Here is an 18364-nt window from a genome sequence, read left to right on the forward strand (position 1 = left end):
TCTCTTAACTCTTAAAGAGGTAAGAAGAATATGGTGGAGGGAGACGGATTCGAACCATCGAAGGCAGTGCCGGCAGATTTACAGTCTGCTCCCTTTGGCCACTCGGGAACCCCTCCAGGGTGTTTTTTCCTAACTCATAATGGATAGGCTAAAGAGATGTTTTTCCCAACGCATCTCTCAAGTGCGGAGCGCATCATAGCAAACACGTTAAACGTGTAAAGGGTTTTTCTTATGGTTTTGTGTTAAATGCTGCCTTTTTGGGCAAAGATGGCGAAAAGTACGCATATTGCTCGTGAAGTGAACATCTGTACTAAGGTTTACGTACTGAGGGGTAACACCTTGAGGTGATTGGCTTTCTGTATTGTGTTCAATGTGTCTAAAACGTGATGAAACGTAAATGGAATTTAATCTAGATTTACACTTCTTGACGTTACAGTATTCATTAGTTGATAGAATACGGTTAATTTCATTTATAGATAATAATACCAATCGTAGTAAATCCAGGTGTCATCTTAGCTTGTTAAAATGCTCGATAACGGCGTTAGAATTTTTGATTGTAGAATAACTACTTATCGAAAATCCTGCCTTGTTCTCAAGCCTTTTTCCTGCGCTATTTCTGACCACTTGCTCACTGTGATTGGTATAACCTTACTTGCAGACCATTATTATGAAGCATAAATCTGTTATAACCCTGCTTAGCTTGTCTATCCTTATGGCGTCTCCAGCCGCACTTGCTAAACGTATGGGCCCTAGCACTGTCACTGTTGTTACTGAGCAGGTTGATATTCACCAAGTTAGCCAATCTCTTTCTTTGGTCGGTAAGTTAGAAGCCGAACAATCTGTAATGATCACATCTGAAGTGGCTGGCCGAGTCGACTCTATCAAGATCAAAGCGAACCAAGATGTCACTAAAGGACAAATGTTGGTTCAGCTAGACGACGATAAAGCGAAAGCTGCCGTTGCAGAAGCTCAAGCGTATTTAAAAGATGAGCAACGTAAGCTAGCGGAATTTCAACGCCTAGTGAAACGTAACGCGATCACTCAAACGGAAATCGATGCACAGAAGACCAATGTTGAGATTGCGAATGCTCGTTTAGCTGCGGCAAATGCCAACCTAAAAGATCTTCACATTAGCGCGCCTTTCTCTGGCACGGTCGGTTTTATCGACTTTAGCCGAGGCAAAATGGTGACATCAGGTACCGAACTGGTGACTCTAGACGACTTATCTGTAATGCAATTAGATTTGCAGATCCCAGAACGCTACCTTTCAATGCTATCAAAAGGCATGAAAGTCACCGCTCGCACTAGCGCGTGGGGTGATACTCAGTTTACCGGCACAGTGGTTGGCATTGATTCTCGTATCAACGCTGAAACCCTGAACCTGCGAGTTCGAATTCACTTCGACAACAATAACGATTATCTAAAGCCAGGCATGTTAGTGGCAGCGGATATGGACTTCCCACCAGTGGAAGCGCCAATCATTCCAGTTCAAGCGCTTGAGTATTCAGGTACGAAGCGTTTCGTTTATGTTATTGACGAAGATAACAAAGCGACTCGTACCGAAGTTTTCCTTGGCGCACGTATCGATAACGAAGTTGTGATCGAAAAGGGCATCGAGATTGGCCAGAAAATCGTAGTGCAAGGCATTGTGAATATGCGTGACGGTGTGTTGGTTCAAGAGCTCGCTGTTAATCGCCCAGCGGATGCTGCAAGTGATAAAAAAGCACAAGAAGGCGCTAACTAATGTTGTTATCTGATGTTTCTGTAAAGAGACCAGTAGCGGCTGTCGTATTGAGCCTGTTATTGGTTGTGTTTGGTATTGTCTCTTTCAATAAGCTCGCCGTACGTGAGATGCCAGATATTGAAAGCCCAGTGGTTTCGATCAGTACTCGTTACGAGGGTGCATCGGCCACCATCATTGAAAGCCAAATAACCTCCAATCTTGAAGACCAGTTATCCGGCATTAGTGGTATCGATGAGATCGAATCCACAACGCGTAACGGTATGTCGCGAATCACGATTACTTTTGAGCTCGGTTACGACCTCAATACCGGTGTGAGTGATGTTCGTGATGCCGTAGCTCGTGCGCAGCGTTCATTGCCCGATGAAGCCGACGACCCAATTGTTTATAAGAACAACGGTAGTGGCGAAGCATCGGTTTACATCAACTTAAGCTCGACGGAGATGGACCGAACGCAGTTAACCGATTACACCGAACGTGTGTTGATTGACCGCTTTAGTTTGATTTCTGGCGTGAGCTCGGTGGATATCTCAGGTGGCTTGTACAAAGTAATGTACGTCAAGCTGAAACCTGCTCAGATGGCGGGTCGTGGCGTGACGACTTCGGACATCACATCTGCGTTGAACAGTGAGAACATTGAAAGCCCGGGCGGTGAAGTTCGTAACGATGCGATTGTGATGTCGGTTCGTACTGCTCGTTCTTACACTGAAGCGGAAGATTTCGAATACCTAGTCGTTAAACGTGCCTCTGATAACACACCTATTTACTTGAAAGACGTAGCGGATGTTTACATTGGCGCAGAAAACGAGAACTCGACCTTTAAGAGTGACGGCGTTGTTAACGTAAGTATGGGTATCGTGCCTCAGTCAGATGCGAACCCACTTGAGGTGGCTGACTTAGTCCATAAAGAAGTCGAAGCAATTCAAAAGTTCTTGCCAGATGGTACTCGTTTGGCTGTCGATTATGACTCAACAGTCTTCATCGACCGTTCAATCTCAGAAGTTTACAGCACACTCTTTATCACGGGTGGCTTGGTTATCCTTGTGCTTTACATCTTTATTGGTCAAGCACGTGCAACACTTATTCCTGCGGTAACCGTACCTGTATCTCTGATCTCGTCGTTTATTGCCGCGTACTACTTCGGTTTCTCTATCAACCTGATTACCCTGATGGCACTTATCCTGTCGATTGGTTTGGTGGTAGATGATGCGATCGTGGTGGTTGAGAACATTTTCCACCACATTGAACGTGGTGAGTCACCGCTGCTTGCTGCCTATAAAGGTACTCGTGAAGTAGGCTTCGCGGTAATCGCAACAACGCTTGTATTGGTAATGGTATTCCTACCAATCTCGTTCATGGACGGCATGGTTGGCCTGTTGTTTACCGAGTTTTCTGTATTGCTCGCGATGTCGGTGATCTTCTCGTCGCTAGTCGCATTGACGCTAACGCCAGTGCTAGGCAGTAAGATCCTTAAAGCGAATGTGAAACCAAACCGTTTTAACCTGTTTGTTGAACGTGTATTTGGCAAATTAGAGTCTGGATACCGCTCGGTATTGCGCCGCGCGTTGAATTGGCGTTGGGCTGCTCCAATCATCATTATTGCGTGTATGGGTGGTAGTTATGGTTTGATGCAACAAGTACCGTCGCAACTGACGCCACAAGAAGACCGTGGTGTTATCTTTGCGTTTGTTCGTGGTGCCGATGCAACCAGTTATAACCGTATGTCTGCCAACATGGACATCGTTGAAGAGCGCTTAATGCCATTGCTTGGTCAAGGCTTCTTGAAGTCATTCAGTATTCAATCACCAGCGTTTGGTGGTAATGCGGGTGACCAAACAGGCTTCGTTATCATGATCCTAGAAGATTGGGACGAACGTGATGTGACAGCGCAAGAAGCCTTGAACGAAGTTCGTAAATCGTTGAATGGTATTCCAGATGTGCGTGTATTCCCGTTCATGCCAGGTTTCCGAGGTGGATCGAGTGAACCAGTACAATTCGTGCTTGGTGGTTCTGATTACTCAGAACTTCAGAAATGGGCAGAGATCTTAAAGCAAGCAGCTGAAGATTCACCGATGATGGAAGGCGCGGATATCGACTACTCTGAGAAAACGCCTGAGCTACTGGTTACTGTAGATAAGCAGCGCGCCGCAGAGCTGGGTGTGAGTGTTTCTGACATCTCCGATACTTTGGAAATCATGCTAGGCGGTCGCAGTGAAACTACCTTCGTCGAGCGTGGTGAGGAGTACGATGTTTACCTACGTGGTGATGAGAACAGCTTCAACAATGCCAACGATTTGAGCCAAATCTACATGCGAACTCAGTCTGGTGAGCTAGTCACGCTTGATACGCTGACACACATTGAAGAAGTGGCATCATCGATTCGTTTGTCGCACTACAACAAGCAAAAATCGGTCACCATCAAAGCGAACCTAATGGAAGGTTACACGCTGGGTGATGCGTTGGATTTTCTTGATGGACAAGCGATTGAACAACTTCCGGGTGATATTTCAGTAAGCTACTCGGGTGAGTCTAAAGACTTCAAAGAGAACCAATCGAGCATCTTAGTGGTGTTTGCGTTGGCGATGTTGGTGGCGTACTTGGTACTTGCGGCGCAGTTTGAGAGCTTCATTAACCCGCTGGTGGTGATGTTCACCGTACCTATGGGTATCTTTGGTGGCTTCTTAGGCTTGGTGCTGATGAGTCAAGGGCTCAACGTCTACAGCCAGATCGGTATGATCATGTTGATCGGTATGGTAACCAAAAACGGTATCTTGATCGTTGAGTTTGCTAACCAACTTCGTGACCGTGGTATCGAGTTTGAAAAGGCGATCATTGATGCTTCGGCTCGACGTTTACGTCCTATCATGATGACGGCATTTACTACGCTAGCAGGCGCAATCCCATTGATTACTTCAACGGGTGCGGGCTATGAAAGCCGAGTGGCAGTGGGTACGGTTATCTTCTTCGGTATGGGCTTCGCGACAATGGTAACTCTGTTCGTAATCCCTGCGATGTATCGATTGATTTCTGGCTCAACACGCTCTCCGGGTCACGTGGAAGCGGAGCTTAATAAAGAGCTTAGCCATGACAACGTGGGAAGAACCAGTCACGGTTAATGAGCACGGAATAGTGTAACAATATTGAAAAGCCTGCGTTTGCTCCTAGCGAATTGCAGGCTTTTTTACAGCCAACATATCTAATAAGTTGTTGTGAGGGAGTAATAGTCACTCCCTTTTTAATTGGAACTTATTAGATTGTTAGTCTAATCTAAAATTAGATTAATTTTGAAGAGGCTGTTATGGATCACTATTACCATCTCACTGCAACAAGTAAAGAGATAGAGATTGGGGATGTTGAAGAAGATATCTCAGGAGGTAAGCCTGATTTCTCTATTCACAAACCTATGCGTTTCGATGGTGTGAAATTACTGTTTACCTCAGAGGGTGAGCCTGAGTTTTATGCTAACGCTTATATCCTGAGTCGTCGTATCGTTGAAGGTATAAAGAACACTGAGCCTACCTCTTATGCTTTACTTCGTTTCTTTAGGTTTCTAGGGAAGAACAATCTCAACTGGAATGACGAAAATCAAGAGCTTGAACGTTATCCCATCTATCTGTTCCGAGCTTACTTAAATAAGCAAATTGACAGCGGCAATATGAGGCGCAGTGTAGGTTCAACAACCTTGTCCGTGACTAGAAGATTCTATGTGTTTTGTCTGCGACATGGTTATGTTGAAAACCTCCCTTTTGAAGTAACGGGTTACACCAAATATGGTCAGATGCTTACAGACATAACCATTACCAGCCCGAAGCAGGAAACCACGTTAACACCAATGAATGATATGGATATTCAGCATATAAGAGACAACTGGCATCGTGCAGGGGTGTCTGGTGAGTTTAGGTTACTCGTTGCAACTGCTATCAATTCAGGGTTAAGAGCAATAGAGGTTGCTGACTTAAAACCTCGCCATGTGAAAGTGCCGAAGGGGTTTAGGGGTAAAACGTTCACCAACATTAAGATTGGTAATTCTCACGGCTGCCGAACCAAGGGTGGTAAAAATCGAGTGATTTCAATGCCAGTGTGGCTAATGAAGCAGTTATCTAAATACTGTGAGAGTGAGCGATATAAGGAACGTGCTAGGTTGTATTTTTACAATACAGGTGATGAAGATGCCCCTATTTTCATCACTAAAGAAGGCAATAGATTTAAAGAAGAAAACGAAAAATCAAACTCAATCGACGCCCTCTGGAGTAAATTGCGAAATGCGATAAAAGAGAACAGTAATCCGCATTTTGACCATATTTTTCATGATACAAGAGTCACTTTTCTCGCCAATAAATTTGAGCTTTTGGTTAACATGGATGACATCACAACCTCCCAAGCATTGAAGTTACTCAAAGATGAAGCGGGTCATAAAGACTTAAGTGTCACCATGCACTATCTAACGCATTGGGAAGGAAATCCAACTAAGAATCAAGTGCCTGAATTAATGATGAACTTACTGGATGAGGATGGCATTTTATGACCGATAACATAGATGTTAACAAGCCAGAAAATGCTCGCATTTATCGCTCTATCCCAACGGATGAAATGCAATCGGACAACCCGTTAGCAACGATTCATCAATGGAAGTTTGTGTGGAAAAATGGCCACGGCACGAATACTACCTGTGATTTTAAAGAATTACTGCAATACAGCACCAAGAAGCATGTTCGTTTCCTTATCTCCAAGTTTGACCAGTCTGGATGGGCTGAGTCTGGGAAAGTAGCGTATTTTAGAGATATAAGAGCGATATTGTCACACGCCTTTAATGAGAAGAAAGGAAAGCAAAAGGTTGAGTTATCCGCTGAATCCGCCAGTGCCCACATTCAAGCGCAGTGGCTTTCAATAAGAACAACAGGTGTCGGCTTGCATGGCAAACCTAAAAAGGCCAAAACCCTCGGGTGGGAGGCATCGAAATACAGCTCGATGCTCAAGAAATTCGGTTTGGGCGTGATTCCCAAGGCACTTCGAAACCTTGACACTAACTCTGCTTCTCTTGATTCGAACAACTACACCAAAAAAGAGTTAAAGAAAATAGGTCGCGCTCTTCTATCCGATAGAAAAGCGCTCAATAAGTGTTATCTGGACGAATCTATTAGCGATTCTCAAAGAAGGTTGGCGTTTGATAGCTTAATAAATAATGCCGTATTTCTATACATCTATTACACGGCGGCAGGTCTGACAGAGGCTCTAAATACCTTTGTGTTAGAAGATGAATGGAAAGTCGATAACATCGGTGGAAACCGCATCTCCGTTAAGGGCTTGAAAACTCGTGGTTACAAAGAAGAAACACGTTCATTTACCCCAAGGGCTGCATCAAAAACCTTTTTTGAAGAACACATTCAATTATCAAAACTTAACGCAGAAGATTTAAAGTTGGATAAACATTACTTGTTTGTTCGCAGAAGCGGTGAAAAACCGAGCTCCATGGGCTTGTATCGATACGCTAAAGGATTGATAGAGCGCTCTACAACGTTAAAGTTGGCCGTATCGAACAACCCAAACTTTAAGCTTGGTTTCGAGCGGTTAAAGTCCTCGATTAAGCAGTATGCAGAGAGTCAATACGGTCGGACGGGAGCAATGGAAAGCTCACGTAACCAATCAGAAAGCACTTGGAATAATTCGAGATATGGCAAGAACTCGAAGGCCATCGCAAGGAGAGAGCTGGCGGTAGGCGGGGCGACATTATACGCTTATGCGCAGAACCCGACAGGTGGCGCTACGGTCGCTATTGCAAAGACAAAGGCTAAATATTGTGAGGTTTTATCCGTTGAAGAGGCTGATGCACTTAGAACAGCCTCTAAGCACACTGTTGATGATATATCCAATGGTGGTATCTGTAAGGGCGAGGACACACCTCAGAAACGTGAATTCCAAAAGACGAATGTGGATGCAGGGTTGCTAGAAGAAGACGATGTAAAGGATTTGGGATGTGGATATGTCATTAAATGCTTTATGTGTCGTAACTTCGCCGTTGTCGATGAGGTTCATGATATTTGGCGTTTTCTTTCCTTTGAACTGAGGTTCAAAGAGGCGTTAATCGCTCATAATGATTTAACGCATTTCATTAAAAACTTCAGTGAGGTTCAATCTTCCATCGTAGAAATCAAAAAACGCTTTAAAAAACGCAACCTAAAGGCAGCAGAAGCCTATCTCAAACGTCAAGGGTGTCACCCTTTGTGGGATGAAGATTCCATTACAGATGTCTTTAAGGGGTAACTATGTTCAGTATTAGTCACGACCACGCTTTGTTTGATAAGTATTCGTTACCAACCACTACAGACTACCCTGTGCCGACGAACCGTACCGTGGTAAGTGTAAACAAAGATGGTAGCCCAGTCTCTTACTTTGAGGATGATGCTTGGGATTTCAATGATTTATTTAATACCACAAAGGCATCTGAGTCAGAGTACAAACTAGCGTTTCAAAGTGCCAAGCATAACCCCAAACTACTTATTGAACTTAAACAAAGAATGTATTGGTTAATATGGGGAGGTAAAGGGGCGTTATTGAACGTTGAAGGAGCTGATACTTTTCGTAAAATTGAGAGCTTAAGGCTAGTACAGCATTGTACTGAACACACATTAAGAATGTTTTTTGACACAAGTATTGACTCTTTTGGCTACTTGAACAATGAAATTGTTTTTTCGCAATTGGTCGAATCACTGAAAGGCCAAGCAGAGAAAACAATTGCAAATAAGCTAGATGCCTTGAGTGTCTTTACACAAGTTAATCAGTATTTTCCAGAATCTCATCGCTTTCAAATCCCATATCAAGAGGGGCAAACAGCCAGAAGTCTAGCAAAGAAAATTGCTGGCTCTGGCAAAGGGCACCACCCCACAGTAATTCCAGTGATTTATGAGCAGTATTTATCTCGTATCATTAATGACGTGGAATCAGCGTATACAGAGTTCTTAAATGGCCGTGATTTTGATGGTGATGTTGAGTGTGAATACAACGTATTGGTGGCAAGTATTGATAGTGGCGCTGAAATAAAAGCGCTATATCAGGAGATGACAACTGGCGTTGATATTAAAGAAAAGGCTCAACTCAACAAGCTCTCAGAAAATGAACTCGTTAATGATTTTATGGAAAAAGCAAAGGATGGGGTTGAAGCGATTTATCGCAATCAAGCGCATCGCTCGGTACTAGAAGCTTATAAGAAAGAGAATCCGTTGTTGGACGTAAAGGAATATGCCAAAAGCAATGGCATTACAGAACGGCAGGCAGTGAATGCGTTTAACGTTATTCGAGGCGCATGTTTTGGGGCGTGTTCAGCATTTACAGGCATGAGAAACAGTGAACTAACACAAATTGACAGTACCTCATACCAAGAGGTCGATATTGATGGCATAACACTGTGTACGATGCGGTCATGGACGAATAAGCTAGAAAAACTGGCGCGTGAGGATACGTGGGCGTGTGCACCAATTTGTGAAAAAGCATTGTTGGTGTTATCTGTACTCAATGACCACTATCGCTCAGAATCGGGGGATATTCACCTCGCGCCTCGGTTTACATTTGATGGCTTAGGTGGCAGAGGTGACAATATAAAGCGCCAGCAAAAAGATGCAGTATTAAACACTGTTAACATTAGGGGTCTATGGGCGCTTTATAGCAAATACATTGATATTCGTTATATTCCAGATGAAATGGATGAACTGTATAACCTATTAAATTCTGTCGTGCCAAAGAGATATTACCCTATCAAAGAGAATGGTAGTGGAGAATTGTACTGGCACGTTTCAACTCACTCATTAAGACGAACATTTGCCCATTTTGCTGTTGGGCATGGTTTGGTATCACTCGCATCATTAAAACATCAGTTCAAGCACATTAATCTATCTATGACTGCCATTTATGCCAGTCATTCAGAAGTTTTGACGCTCATGGGCATACAAAAACCAGCAGAAATCAAGAAGCAGATTGAAGAGCAATATAATGCACAACATCATGATTACATGAAGGATATTATTGAGCACCCTGAGGAGCAGTCAGGTGGATACATACAATCCTTTGAGGGTGATGGAGTAAAAAGTTCTGCTGAGTTTAATGAACTGGTCAGTAAGACAAAAGGCGCAAATAAATCAACAGGTTTTGGTACTTGCTTCGCAGGAGACTCGTGCAGTATGAATCACTTATTTGAGTCTTCTAAGTGTGTAGGTCGAGATTGTGAAAACCTCAATGTCAATAAAAGAGAAGCTGAGAATTGGGTTAGAAGACGTGAGGGCTGTATAGCTAAAATTGAAAAGATGAAAGAGATGAATTTGTTTAATAAAAGCTCTTTAGCCACTCAGCTTAATGACATTAGGGCGGCTGAAAAGGTGATGTCAGATCACGGCATTGAATTTGATAAATATAGAGTAGAGGTATAAGCATGGCAGCGGTAGCTGTAAAGCTAGAGAACGCTTTTAAAGCACTTTTGAAGGAAGGGAAAAAGATTAGTCCGTTCGCTGTCGAAAAACGTGCGGGTGTGGCTAACGGCTCTTTGAAGAATCATGCTGAGTTGTTGGGGAGGGTGCTTGAAGAAAAAGAAAAGTACCTTTCAGATCCAAAGAAAGTAGGTGTGGTTAAGGCGAAGGAAAATAAGTCAAAATCTCAGGTTTCAAAGGATAAATATCAGGAAGTGTTGAAGCAAAACGAAAGGCTCAAAACTAAGAATGAGCAGTTAGAGTCGGAGCATGTTGTCATGGCAGATAAGGTGGCCCAAATGACTTGGGAGTTACATCGCTACAAAACCAAAACTAGAAAAAATTCGACGAGCGTGAAGAATTTGAAGGTGTAATCAAAAGCCTGAAATGGCAAATGTCGACGGACAATAAATTTTGCTAAGTTTTAATAAAGTCTGATCTGTTTTGAGTAATGTCAGGTCTGGAGGAGTGAATTAGCTAACACGCTTCTGCCCCAATTATTGTTTTGAGTTAATACTCCTCGCGATTTTGCAGATCCTAACTTTGCATACAAGAACTAATGTGGTTCAAACCTCATATGTGCATAGCTATTCAGGGGGCTGATTTGTCGTAGCAACCTGCAAAGCTGCTCTAGGACAAAAAGCGTGTTGGGGCCATCGCTCTATGTTAGTATTATTTCTAATTTAACCTCTCTAATGCATTGATAAATTAAGAAAATACGGCGATGAAAAAGAACTCTGACTTGATCCACTATTCAAGAGCTGGTGATATTTTTCACTACAGATGGGCAGTAAAGCGATGTTTAGAGCTATTAGACTTCAATACTGACTTGCAACACATCACTATCGAGGGGTCACAAGAATGTGGCTTAGCTGGCGAATGTGTTGTTGATCTAGCGGAGTATCGTCAATCTTCAAAGGGTGACCGACGTGTAGAATATTTCCAGTTAAAGCATTCGACTGTGCGAGCTGACACCCCATTTACACTGTCTGAATTGAAAGAAACTATTGAAGGATTTGCAAAGCGTTATTCTGAATTAACAAGATCCATACAAATTTTAAAAAACGTAAAATTTACAGTTCTTACAAATCGCTTAATTTCACGAAACTTTAAGAAATACATTGAGAAAATAGCTAGTGGTGAAAATGCCCCTGATGGATTTACAAAAACACTTGAAGAATATACAAATTTCAAGGGGCAGAAGCTCAAGAAATTTTGCGAATGCTTGCAGTTGTGTGATTCCGAAGGCAATTACGATGAACAAAAATACGATATTCACAAAGAGCTAGCTAAGTTATCTGTTTCAAAAAATATCCTAGATAGAGAAAAACTGTTAGTAGCCAAAGTTTGGGAAAAAATCGAGCCGGGTCAATCTAATGTCATTAAACGAGAAGATATGCTTGAAGCTTTTGATGTAATAAGTTTCGATGACTTTTTCCCAGCTCCGCCACTCTTTGAGCCAATCGACAATTACATCCCTAGAGATGAACAAACCTGTATCGTTGCGTCTATAAAGTCGGCTACAACACACACTATTATCACTGCAAATGGTGGTGTAGGTAAGTCAATTTTAAGTAGTAACCTCTTTACCGAATTCAATGAACCATCAATCGTAATAGCATATGATTGTTTTGGGAACGGAAGTTACCGTAGAACAAGCGCTAAACGGCATGAAGCCAAATACGCTCTTACTCAGGTGATCAACACGCTTGCAAAAGAAGGTTTATGCGATCAGATAATACCAACTAGAAACGAACCAGATGAGCACTGGATTAAGGCATTTTTGAACAGAATTAGAGAAGTTTGTACTACACTATCAGCGCAGGATGAAAGTGCTTTTTTAGTATTAATCTTTGATGCCGCAGACAATGCTGAAATGGCTGCTGAAGAACACGGGGGGACGTGTTTCGTCAGCCAACTTTTAAAAGAAGTGGTGCCTGACAATTGTAGATTGGTGTTTACGTGTAGACCAGAGAGATTAGATCTTCTCGACCCACCGTCTTCCATTAAACCAATCCAACTATCTCCGTTTTCAAACGATGAAACGCTTGTCAATTTACAAGCTAAGTATTCGGCTTCAACTATAGAACAAGCTACTGAGTTTAATCGCTTAACAGGCGGAAACCCGCGAGTGCAATCTAATGCACTATCATTAAAAATATCTTCGTTGAGCAACCTGTTGCTGTCTTTTGGTTCGAAAGTATTAACTGTTGAAGACTTAATAGAACGGCAATTAGAAGAGTCAATTTTTAGAATTAAGGATGAGTTTCCTAAAAACTATCGTGAGAGCATAGACAGTATCTGCATAGGGTTGGCTGTGTTGCCACCATTTGTGCCAATAGCAGTTTTAGCGAAGGCGGCTAATGTATCTACGGACTCAGTAAAAAGTTTTATAGCAGATTTAGGCCACCCGCTATGGCAAATTGATGACACCGTTCAATTTAGAGATGAACCAACTGAAAAGTGGTTTCAAGATAACTACTCTACAACTCCCGAAAAAATATATTCGTTTGTAAACGCGATTAAGCCACTTGCGACAGAATTTCCGTATGTTTCAGAGTCACTTCCTTTACTATTACTAAAAGCTGAGCAGTTAGACGAATTGGTGGAGCTAGCGTTATCTGAGAATTTCCTCCCTTCAATCAGTTCTTTTGATGATAATCAAGTGAAAGTGCAAAGATTACAGTACGCATTTAAAGCTGCTCTAAAGACCAACCGGTTATATGAAGCGGCAAAACTGGCGCTGACCGCTGGTGAAGAGATTGCTGGGAATGACCGCCAAATAGATATTTTAACAAATAATGTAGATCTTGCTTCTTTGTTTTTATCTCCTGGGCGCATACAAGAACTTGCTCATAGAAAAGAGTTAAGTGGTAGCTGGGATGGTTCAGAAACTGTATTCGCAGCATCTTTACTGTCGAGTGTATCCGGTTTGAAAGGTGAGGCCTATAGTTACTATAGATCTGCTGTACATTGGCTTCGCCGTTATTTTCAAAAACGTAACGAGGCAAAAGATGAGAAAGAAAGGTTTAATGAAAAACTAGAAGATATTGAAATCGTAGAATTAGCATTTGCACTATATCGAATTAAAGGCTGGAAAAAATGTGCTGACTTCTTACTCTCTTGGAGCCCATCTTCGTGTATATATAGGATTACTTCTAGATGTACGGAAAGGCTTATTGATGCAGGAGACTTTGAACATATAGAAAAGATGGCAAACTACGGTAAGCACAATCCTAGTTTCATTATCGCTATCACTTCAGAATTGATGAAAGTGGGGAAACCCTCTCCTAGAGCTTGCCTAACTCGCTGCCTAAATCAAATTATTAAGCCGAAATCTAAGTTAGATAAACCTTCTGAATCTTTTCACAACACCGGTTTTACAGCCGATGCATACTTATCATTTTTTGAAGCCTGTTTAATTCATGACTTGCCTATCGCGAATATTCGAAGGGGGGTTAATTATTACTTCAATTTCCCCATGTGCTATCGTGTTGCTGATGATCATCAATATGATGGTGTTAGGGAGAGCCTTCTACGCTACTTATCTATTCATGCAGCACTCAAAGGTGATTTTGATTTAAGCTTGGATAATTATATTCCTAGTAGCTGGAGTAGTAAGAATGATTCTTATGAAGCCAAGAGAGAGTTAGAGCGAGCTAAAGAGCAAGTTGGTAAGCTTTTACCTTGGTATATGGTAAGAGCTAAAGTTTTATCAGGTATAGACATAAACTTAAAAAAAGAGCATGAATCTGCAAACAATATATCTTCAAAAATAGGATACAGCTCTTATCGGGAATATGAACCAGTGCCTTTCGAAATTACAAAGGCAAAGTTTGAAAACATCCTGTTTTGTAACTCTGACTTCTTAGAAGAACAAGCTCTGTTCGTAAAAAATTACAACGACAATAAACTCAAAGTATCTTTTGTTGATGATTTCTATTTTCTTAGAGCTAGTTGTAGGAACGATAAGCTTCTTGAGCTAAGTGAGTCAATAGAAGAACATTGTTATTCATCTTTAAGAAACTATGACTATGACGAATCTCCAGAGTCGCGTTCAGAGCACTTTATTAAATTATCAAGAGCAGTCCTTTGTGTCGGCAGAGATGATGCCGCGTCTTATTTTGATGAGGCGCTAAACAAAGCATTAGACTTTGGAGAAGAAGGTGTCATTCGTTGGGAGGCATTAACATCAATTGCTAAGCGCAGTTCACAAAGTGGGGTCAATAATCCAGCGCTTGCCCATCGCTATATGAGATGTGCAGAAATGATTGGTGATTCAGTTGCCAGAGAAAAATATTGGGATCGCAATGATGCTGTATCAACCTGTTTTCAACTTTCGTCAGAATCAACTTTCCCCATATTAAGTCGGTGGAAAGATAGAAACGTAGGTTGGCATGAAAGGCAAATATATGCTTTAGCGCATAATGCGGTAGACTCAGATCTTGCATCACCAGCTTCACTATGGTCATTGTCATCATTTTCTTGGGAATATGGACTTTTTGACTTTTTAAAGAAATGTCTTGCCAAAGACCATTCCAAGCATAACCAGCAACGAATGCTAGATGATTATGTTCGAGTTTTGAGAACACAAGGAATTGTCGGTGATAAGTGGATAGAGATACATAAATTAGCAACGCAATATAAGCTGGAGTGTATAACATACGATGAAGTTAAACGGCTCGCAGCGTCTTTAAAGCAAGATAGAGCTGGCTCTTTACCTAGTGTAATGAAAAAAGAAGAAACTGAAGAATATCAGTGGGATAAGCTTTACGGACAATTTGACTTGTCAACTGACGCTGGCTTCAGAGATGCATTCCAGTGCTATGAAAACCAAGGTTACCCAAGGAAATCCGAACAGTTTTGGCGGGGATGCTATAAAAAGATTACTTCACGAAGATTACGTTCATTCCTAGATGTAATTAGTCAGTCAGAACAACTAGATTTTTATGATCTTCGGTGGGCATTTGAAAATATCCCTGATGCATGGAAAAACAAGGTCTCAGTAGAAAAGTTTTGGAATGATTCAGTTAAGTATATTGCATCTAGGTATCCCACTAGATTCACTACGATTTATGAAAGAGACTATATGTTGAATAGTTTCTTCTTAAATGAAGGTACTAATGTAGCCATAAAAGAAGGCGTTATTAAGGGATTATCAAACTCGGTCGATATAGAATCAGCTAGTGCCTTGTTTAGTTTTGCTCATTACAGTGCTAGTAATCTAAACATAGCAGAAGCCCAAGAATTAATAGACTTTGGCTTATCTAGGCTTGAGAGGCACATCGAAGAAGATTATGCCGATGGTAGTTGGAATGATTCTATACAAGTCCCCAAAAATCTCTCTCATGCTTTAGTTTGTTATATATATGTAAATCTCGGTTCACCTCAAGCTGAGGAACGGTGGAGAGCTGTGCATGCTGTTCGTAGATTATACAAACTTAATTGCCAGCCTGAAATCAACTTGCTTATAGAATGTTACAACGAAGGACTACCTAAATATTATGTTCCGACCAAGTATACGTTTTATAATTTACATGCCAAATTATATTTGCTCGTAGCATTAACTCGTTGTGCAAGCGAATGCACTAACTTATTGATAGATAATAAAAATTTGTTTTCTGAAATCGCTTTGAATAATGAGTGTGGAATATTGTTTAAATATTATGGAAAACAAATATGCTTATCGTTACAGCAATTTAGGCCAGATTGTTTCGACAGATCTACGTTTGAAAAGCTTCAAAAAGTTTGTGTGTCGCCACACTCTACAATTAACGAAAACAAATATCGCTATTGCGTGGATTCACCTTGGCATAAAAAAAATACATTAGGCGATCTCCAAGAAGTTTGGTTTGCTTATGACTTCGATAGATACTGGTTTGAACCGTTAGGTCGTGTCTTTGGTATTCCAAGTGAGCAAGTCGAAGATCTTGCTAAAGATGTTTTATTTAACTGCTGGGAAATGAGCTTTGAATCTTCACACATACCAGATTCAAGAGCAGACCTTTGGAAAAATCGTAGAAATTGGCATGACATAGAGAGTTCACATTCGAGTTATCCTAAAATTGACAACTACAGGTTTTATATATCATATCATTTGATGCTTGAAGTTGCCTTCAAATTACTGGAGGCCATGCCAGTAATTCAGGGGGAGGATGATGACGTTAATTGTTGGGATGCATGGCTTAACAAGCACTTAATTCTTAATAAGAACGGTATACTACTATCTGAGCTTAGGGATCCTATACCTATTTACAAACCGGATTGGTTAAATGAAAAATATGATGAAGAATGGCCATGGCAAATAGTTGAAACAGACTTTATTGATCAGCTTATTGCCAAAGACAAATCATCCACTTGGCTTAACGTTGAGGGCTGCTGGGATGAATATAAGGATGGTAGAAACGAGCATATATCGTTCTCTACTATTTTGGTTCCTAAAGAGCTAAGTCGGTCGCTTTTACATACAACTGCTAACTTCGATAGTCATATTGGTGAGTGTTATTTATACAACTTTTGCGATTCTGATTACGATTATCAAAACAATCAAAAGTTTCGTTGCAAGCAATGGCTGATCGCAGATGGTGAAATCAATGATATTGAACCGAAAGACCCATTCTCTGGAATAATATACGCTCAGCCCTATAAATTAAGCCAATGCGTGACTGAGGTAATCAATGTGACTTACAGTGAGGATGAAAAGAGCTGTACTTTATTATCAGACCACAGCATATGTCTTGAAAATAAATACTGGAGTGAGGATAAGCCCAACGATCCAGATTTTTACATAAGCTCTGGCAGCCCTGCCTCAGCATCTCTTAACTTTTTAAAACTTATCTGTGACCAACTGGATGTGGATATTGCTATACAAGTAAATATTCAGCGAACTTTCAAAGGATCATACAGAAATAGGAATAAAGATGATGAACTCGGATACATACCAAGATACAGCAAAACCTTCATCTTATCTGGAGACGGAAAACTTAGAGACACAAGAAAAAGTTATCAATTTAGGTAAAAAACTCATCTCTAGCTTTCAAGAAAACGACCTAGATTATATTACAGCTTGGATGATTAATTACCTATCTGAGCAGATTCTTTTAGCTGAGAACGGAGATGAGGAAGCGAAGAAGCAATGCTTTAATACTATAATACAGCTTTGGGAGAGCCGCTCAGTATTTCCTGACGGTACGAGACCATTTGAAAACTTCGAGCCTATATTTAAGGCTTTAGATTCGCTTAGCCCAGAAACCGTGATGCCCCGCTATTTTTCAAATAGTTATGATGGTCAGGAAAATGAGCAACTGGGAGGTTCAACGTCTTGGGTTGAGCTAGCTAAACACCTCGATTCAGCAGCAAGAACTTTAATCACTTTTATATTTGAACAAGCTGTCGAGCACGCAAAAAATGATAATACAAAAGATTGGCTACAACATGTATCAGGGGCTGTGGATTCAAATGAATACCAGTTTATAGCTAGATTTTCAGATGAGATTGCACCAGATAAAACAGAACAAAGAGTTCAGAATTTAAGCAATCGAATAGCTGAATTAGAAGCTTTTGAAAAGATAAGCAAGTCGATTAGACAAGGGCTTCAGGAAGAATTGAGAATCTTGGAAACGAGTCGTACTTAAAGAGTTAAGCCTGTGGATCTTTAGGGCTGCAGAGCAATGCTGAGACGATAGAGAAGCCTAAACACTCCGTTAATGATATCGCATTCGATCGAGCGTTGGTGACCAACAAAACCTCAGTATGTGATCTTGACGATGACAATATTCACAGATCAGCAATTAAGCTGGTGCTTGAGTAAGCGGAAATACTGGCAGTATGGTTGGTATATGTGCTTAAAGAGGCAAGGCATATAGCCTTGCTTTCTTTTTGCATAACCATTCGATAAAATTCTCAAACGCGCGTAGGTCACAATATATATTTTTATCTAAAGTAGCTAATTACAGCGAAAAGCTTAACTCATTTTTGTCCATTTCCTTCCAACTACAATTGTGATGACCAATGTGATGACCAAATTAAAAAGGAGGTCATCATGGTAGTTTTCAACAAAACGAAACGAAGTGGCGTCAAAAAGCCTTTTCGGCTTGAGGAAGTTTGGCGGATCAGAACCAGATTAGAAATTGAAAATAATTTGATGCAGCCCCCCTCTGGCAGGATAGTT

At 41.2% G+C, this 18364-nt stretch carries 8 protein-coding genes and 1 tRNA gene; 8 read left to right on the forward strand and 1 reads right to left on the reverse strand.

The features are described 5' to 3' along the window. Positions 1-31: 31 nt before the first annotated feature. Positions 32-116 (reverse strand) — tRNA-Tyr (locus FTW16_RS00015). Positions 117-667: 551 nt separating this feature from the next. Here FTW16_RS00015 and FTW16_RS00020 point away from each other — a divergent pair. The 8 genes from FTW16_RS00020 (at position 668) to FTW16_RS00055 (ending at position 17828) form a co-directional block, all read left to right on the forward strand. Further along, positions 668-1744, forward strand: a complete 1077-nt coding sequence (locus FTW16_RS00020) for an efflux RND transporter periplasmic adaptor subunit (RefSeq protein ID WP_146489650.1) — start codon at positions 668-670, stop codon at positions 1742-1744. Then, positions 1744-4857, forward strand: coding sequence for a vibriobactin export RND transporter permease subunit VexH (gene vexH / locus FTW16_RS00025; protein ID WP_146489651.1), 3114 nt, complete (start codon positions 1744-1746; stop codon positions 4855-4857). The genes FTW16_RS00020 and vexH overlap by 1 nt, the downstream gene beginning before the upstream one ends. Positions 4858-5039: 182 nt before the next feature. Then, positions 5040-6266 carry a tyrosine-type recombinase/integrase gene (locus FTW16_RS00030; protein WP_123284582.1) on the forward strand — a complete coding sequence of 409 codons (1227 nt, stop codon included), beginning with the start codon at positions 5040-5042 and terminating at the stop codon, positions 6264-6266. Next, positions 6263-8002, forward strand: a complete 1740-nt coding sequence (locus FTW16_RS00035; protein WP_146489652.1) for a hypothetical protein — start codon at positions 6263-6265, stop codon at positions 8000-8002. The genes FTW16_RS00030 and FTW16_RS00035 overlap by 4 nt, the downstream gene beginning before the upstream one ends. 2 nt (positions 8003-8004) lie before the next feature. Beyond that, a complete protein-coding gene (locus tag FTW16_RS00040; protein ID WP_123284584.1) occupies positions 8005-10158 on the forward strand; it encodes a site-specific integrase in 2154 nt (717 codons plus the stop codon). A gap of 2 nt (positions 10159-10160) precedes the next feature. Next, positions 10161-10568, forward strand: coding sequence for a hypothetical protein (locus FTW16_RS00045; RefSeq protein ID WP_146489653.1), 408 nt, complete (start codon positions 10161-10163; stop codon positions 10566-10568). Between the two features lie 350 nt (positions 10569-10918). After that, positions 10919-17212 carry a hypothetical protein gene (locus tag FTW16_RS00050; RefSeq protein WP_146489654.1) on the forward strand — a complete coding sequence of 2098 codons (6294 nt, stop codon included), beginning with the start codon at positions 10919-10921 and terminating at the stop codon, positions 17210-17212. Next, positions 17115-17828: a hypothetical protein gene (locus FTW16_RS00055; protein ID WP_017091606.1), complete on the forward strand. Its 714-nt coding sequence runs from the start codon at positions 17115-17117 to the stop codon at positions 17826-17828. The genes FTW16_RS00050 and FTW16_RS00055 overlap by 98 nt, the downstream gene beginning before the upstream one ends. Positions 17829-18364 lie beyond the last annotated feature (536 nt).

Origin of the sequence: Vibrio sp. T20, from assembly GCF_007858795.1 — a bacterium.
GTDB lineage: Bacteria > Pseudomonadota > Gammaproteobacteria > Enterobacterales > Vibrionaceae > Vibrio > Vibrio satsumensis.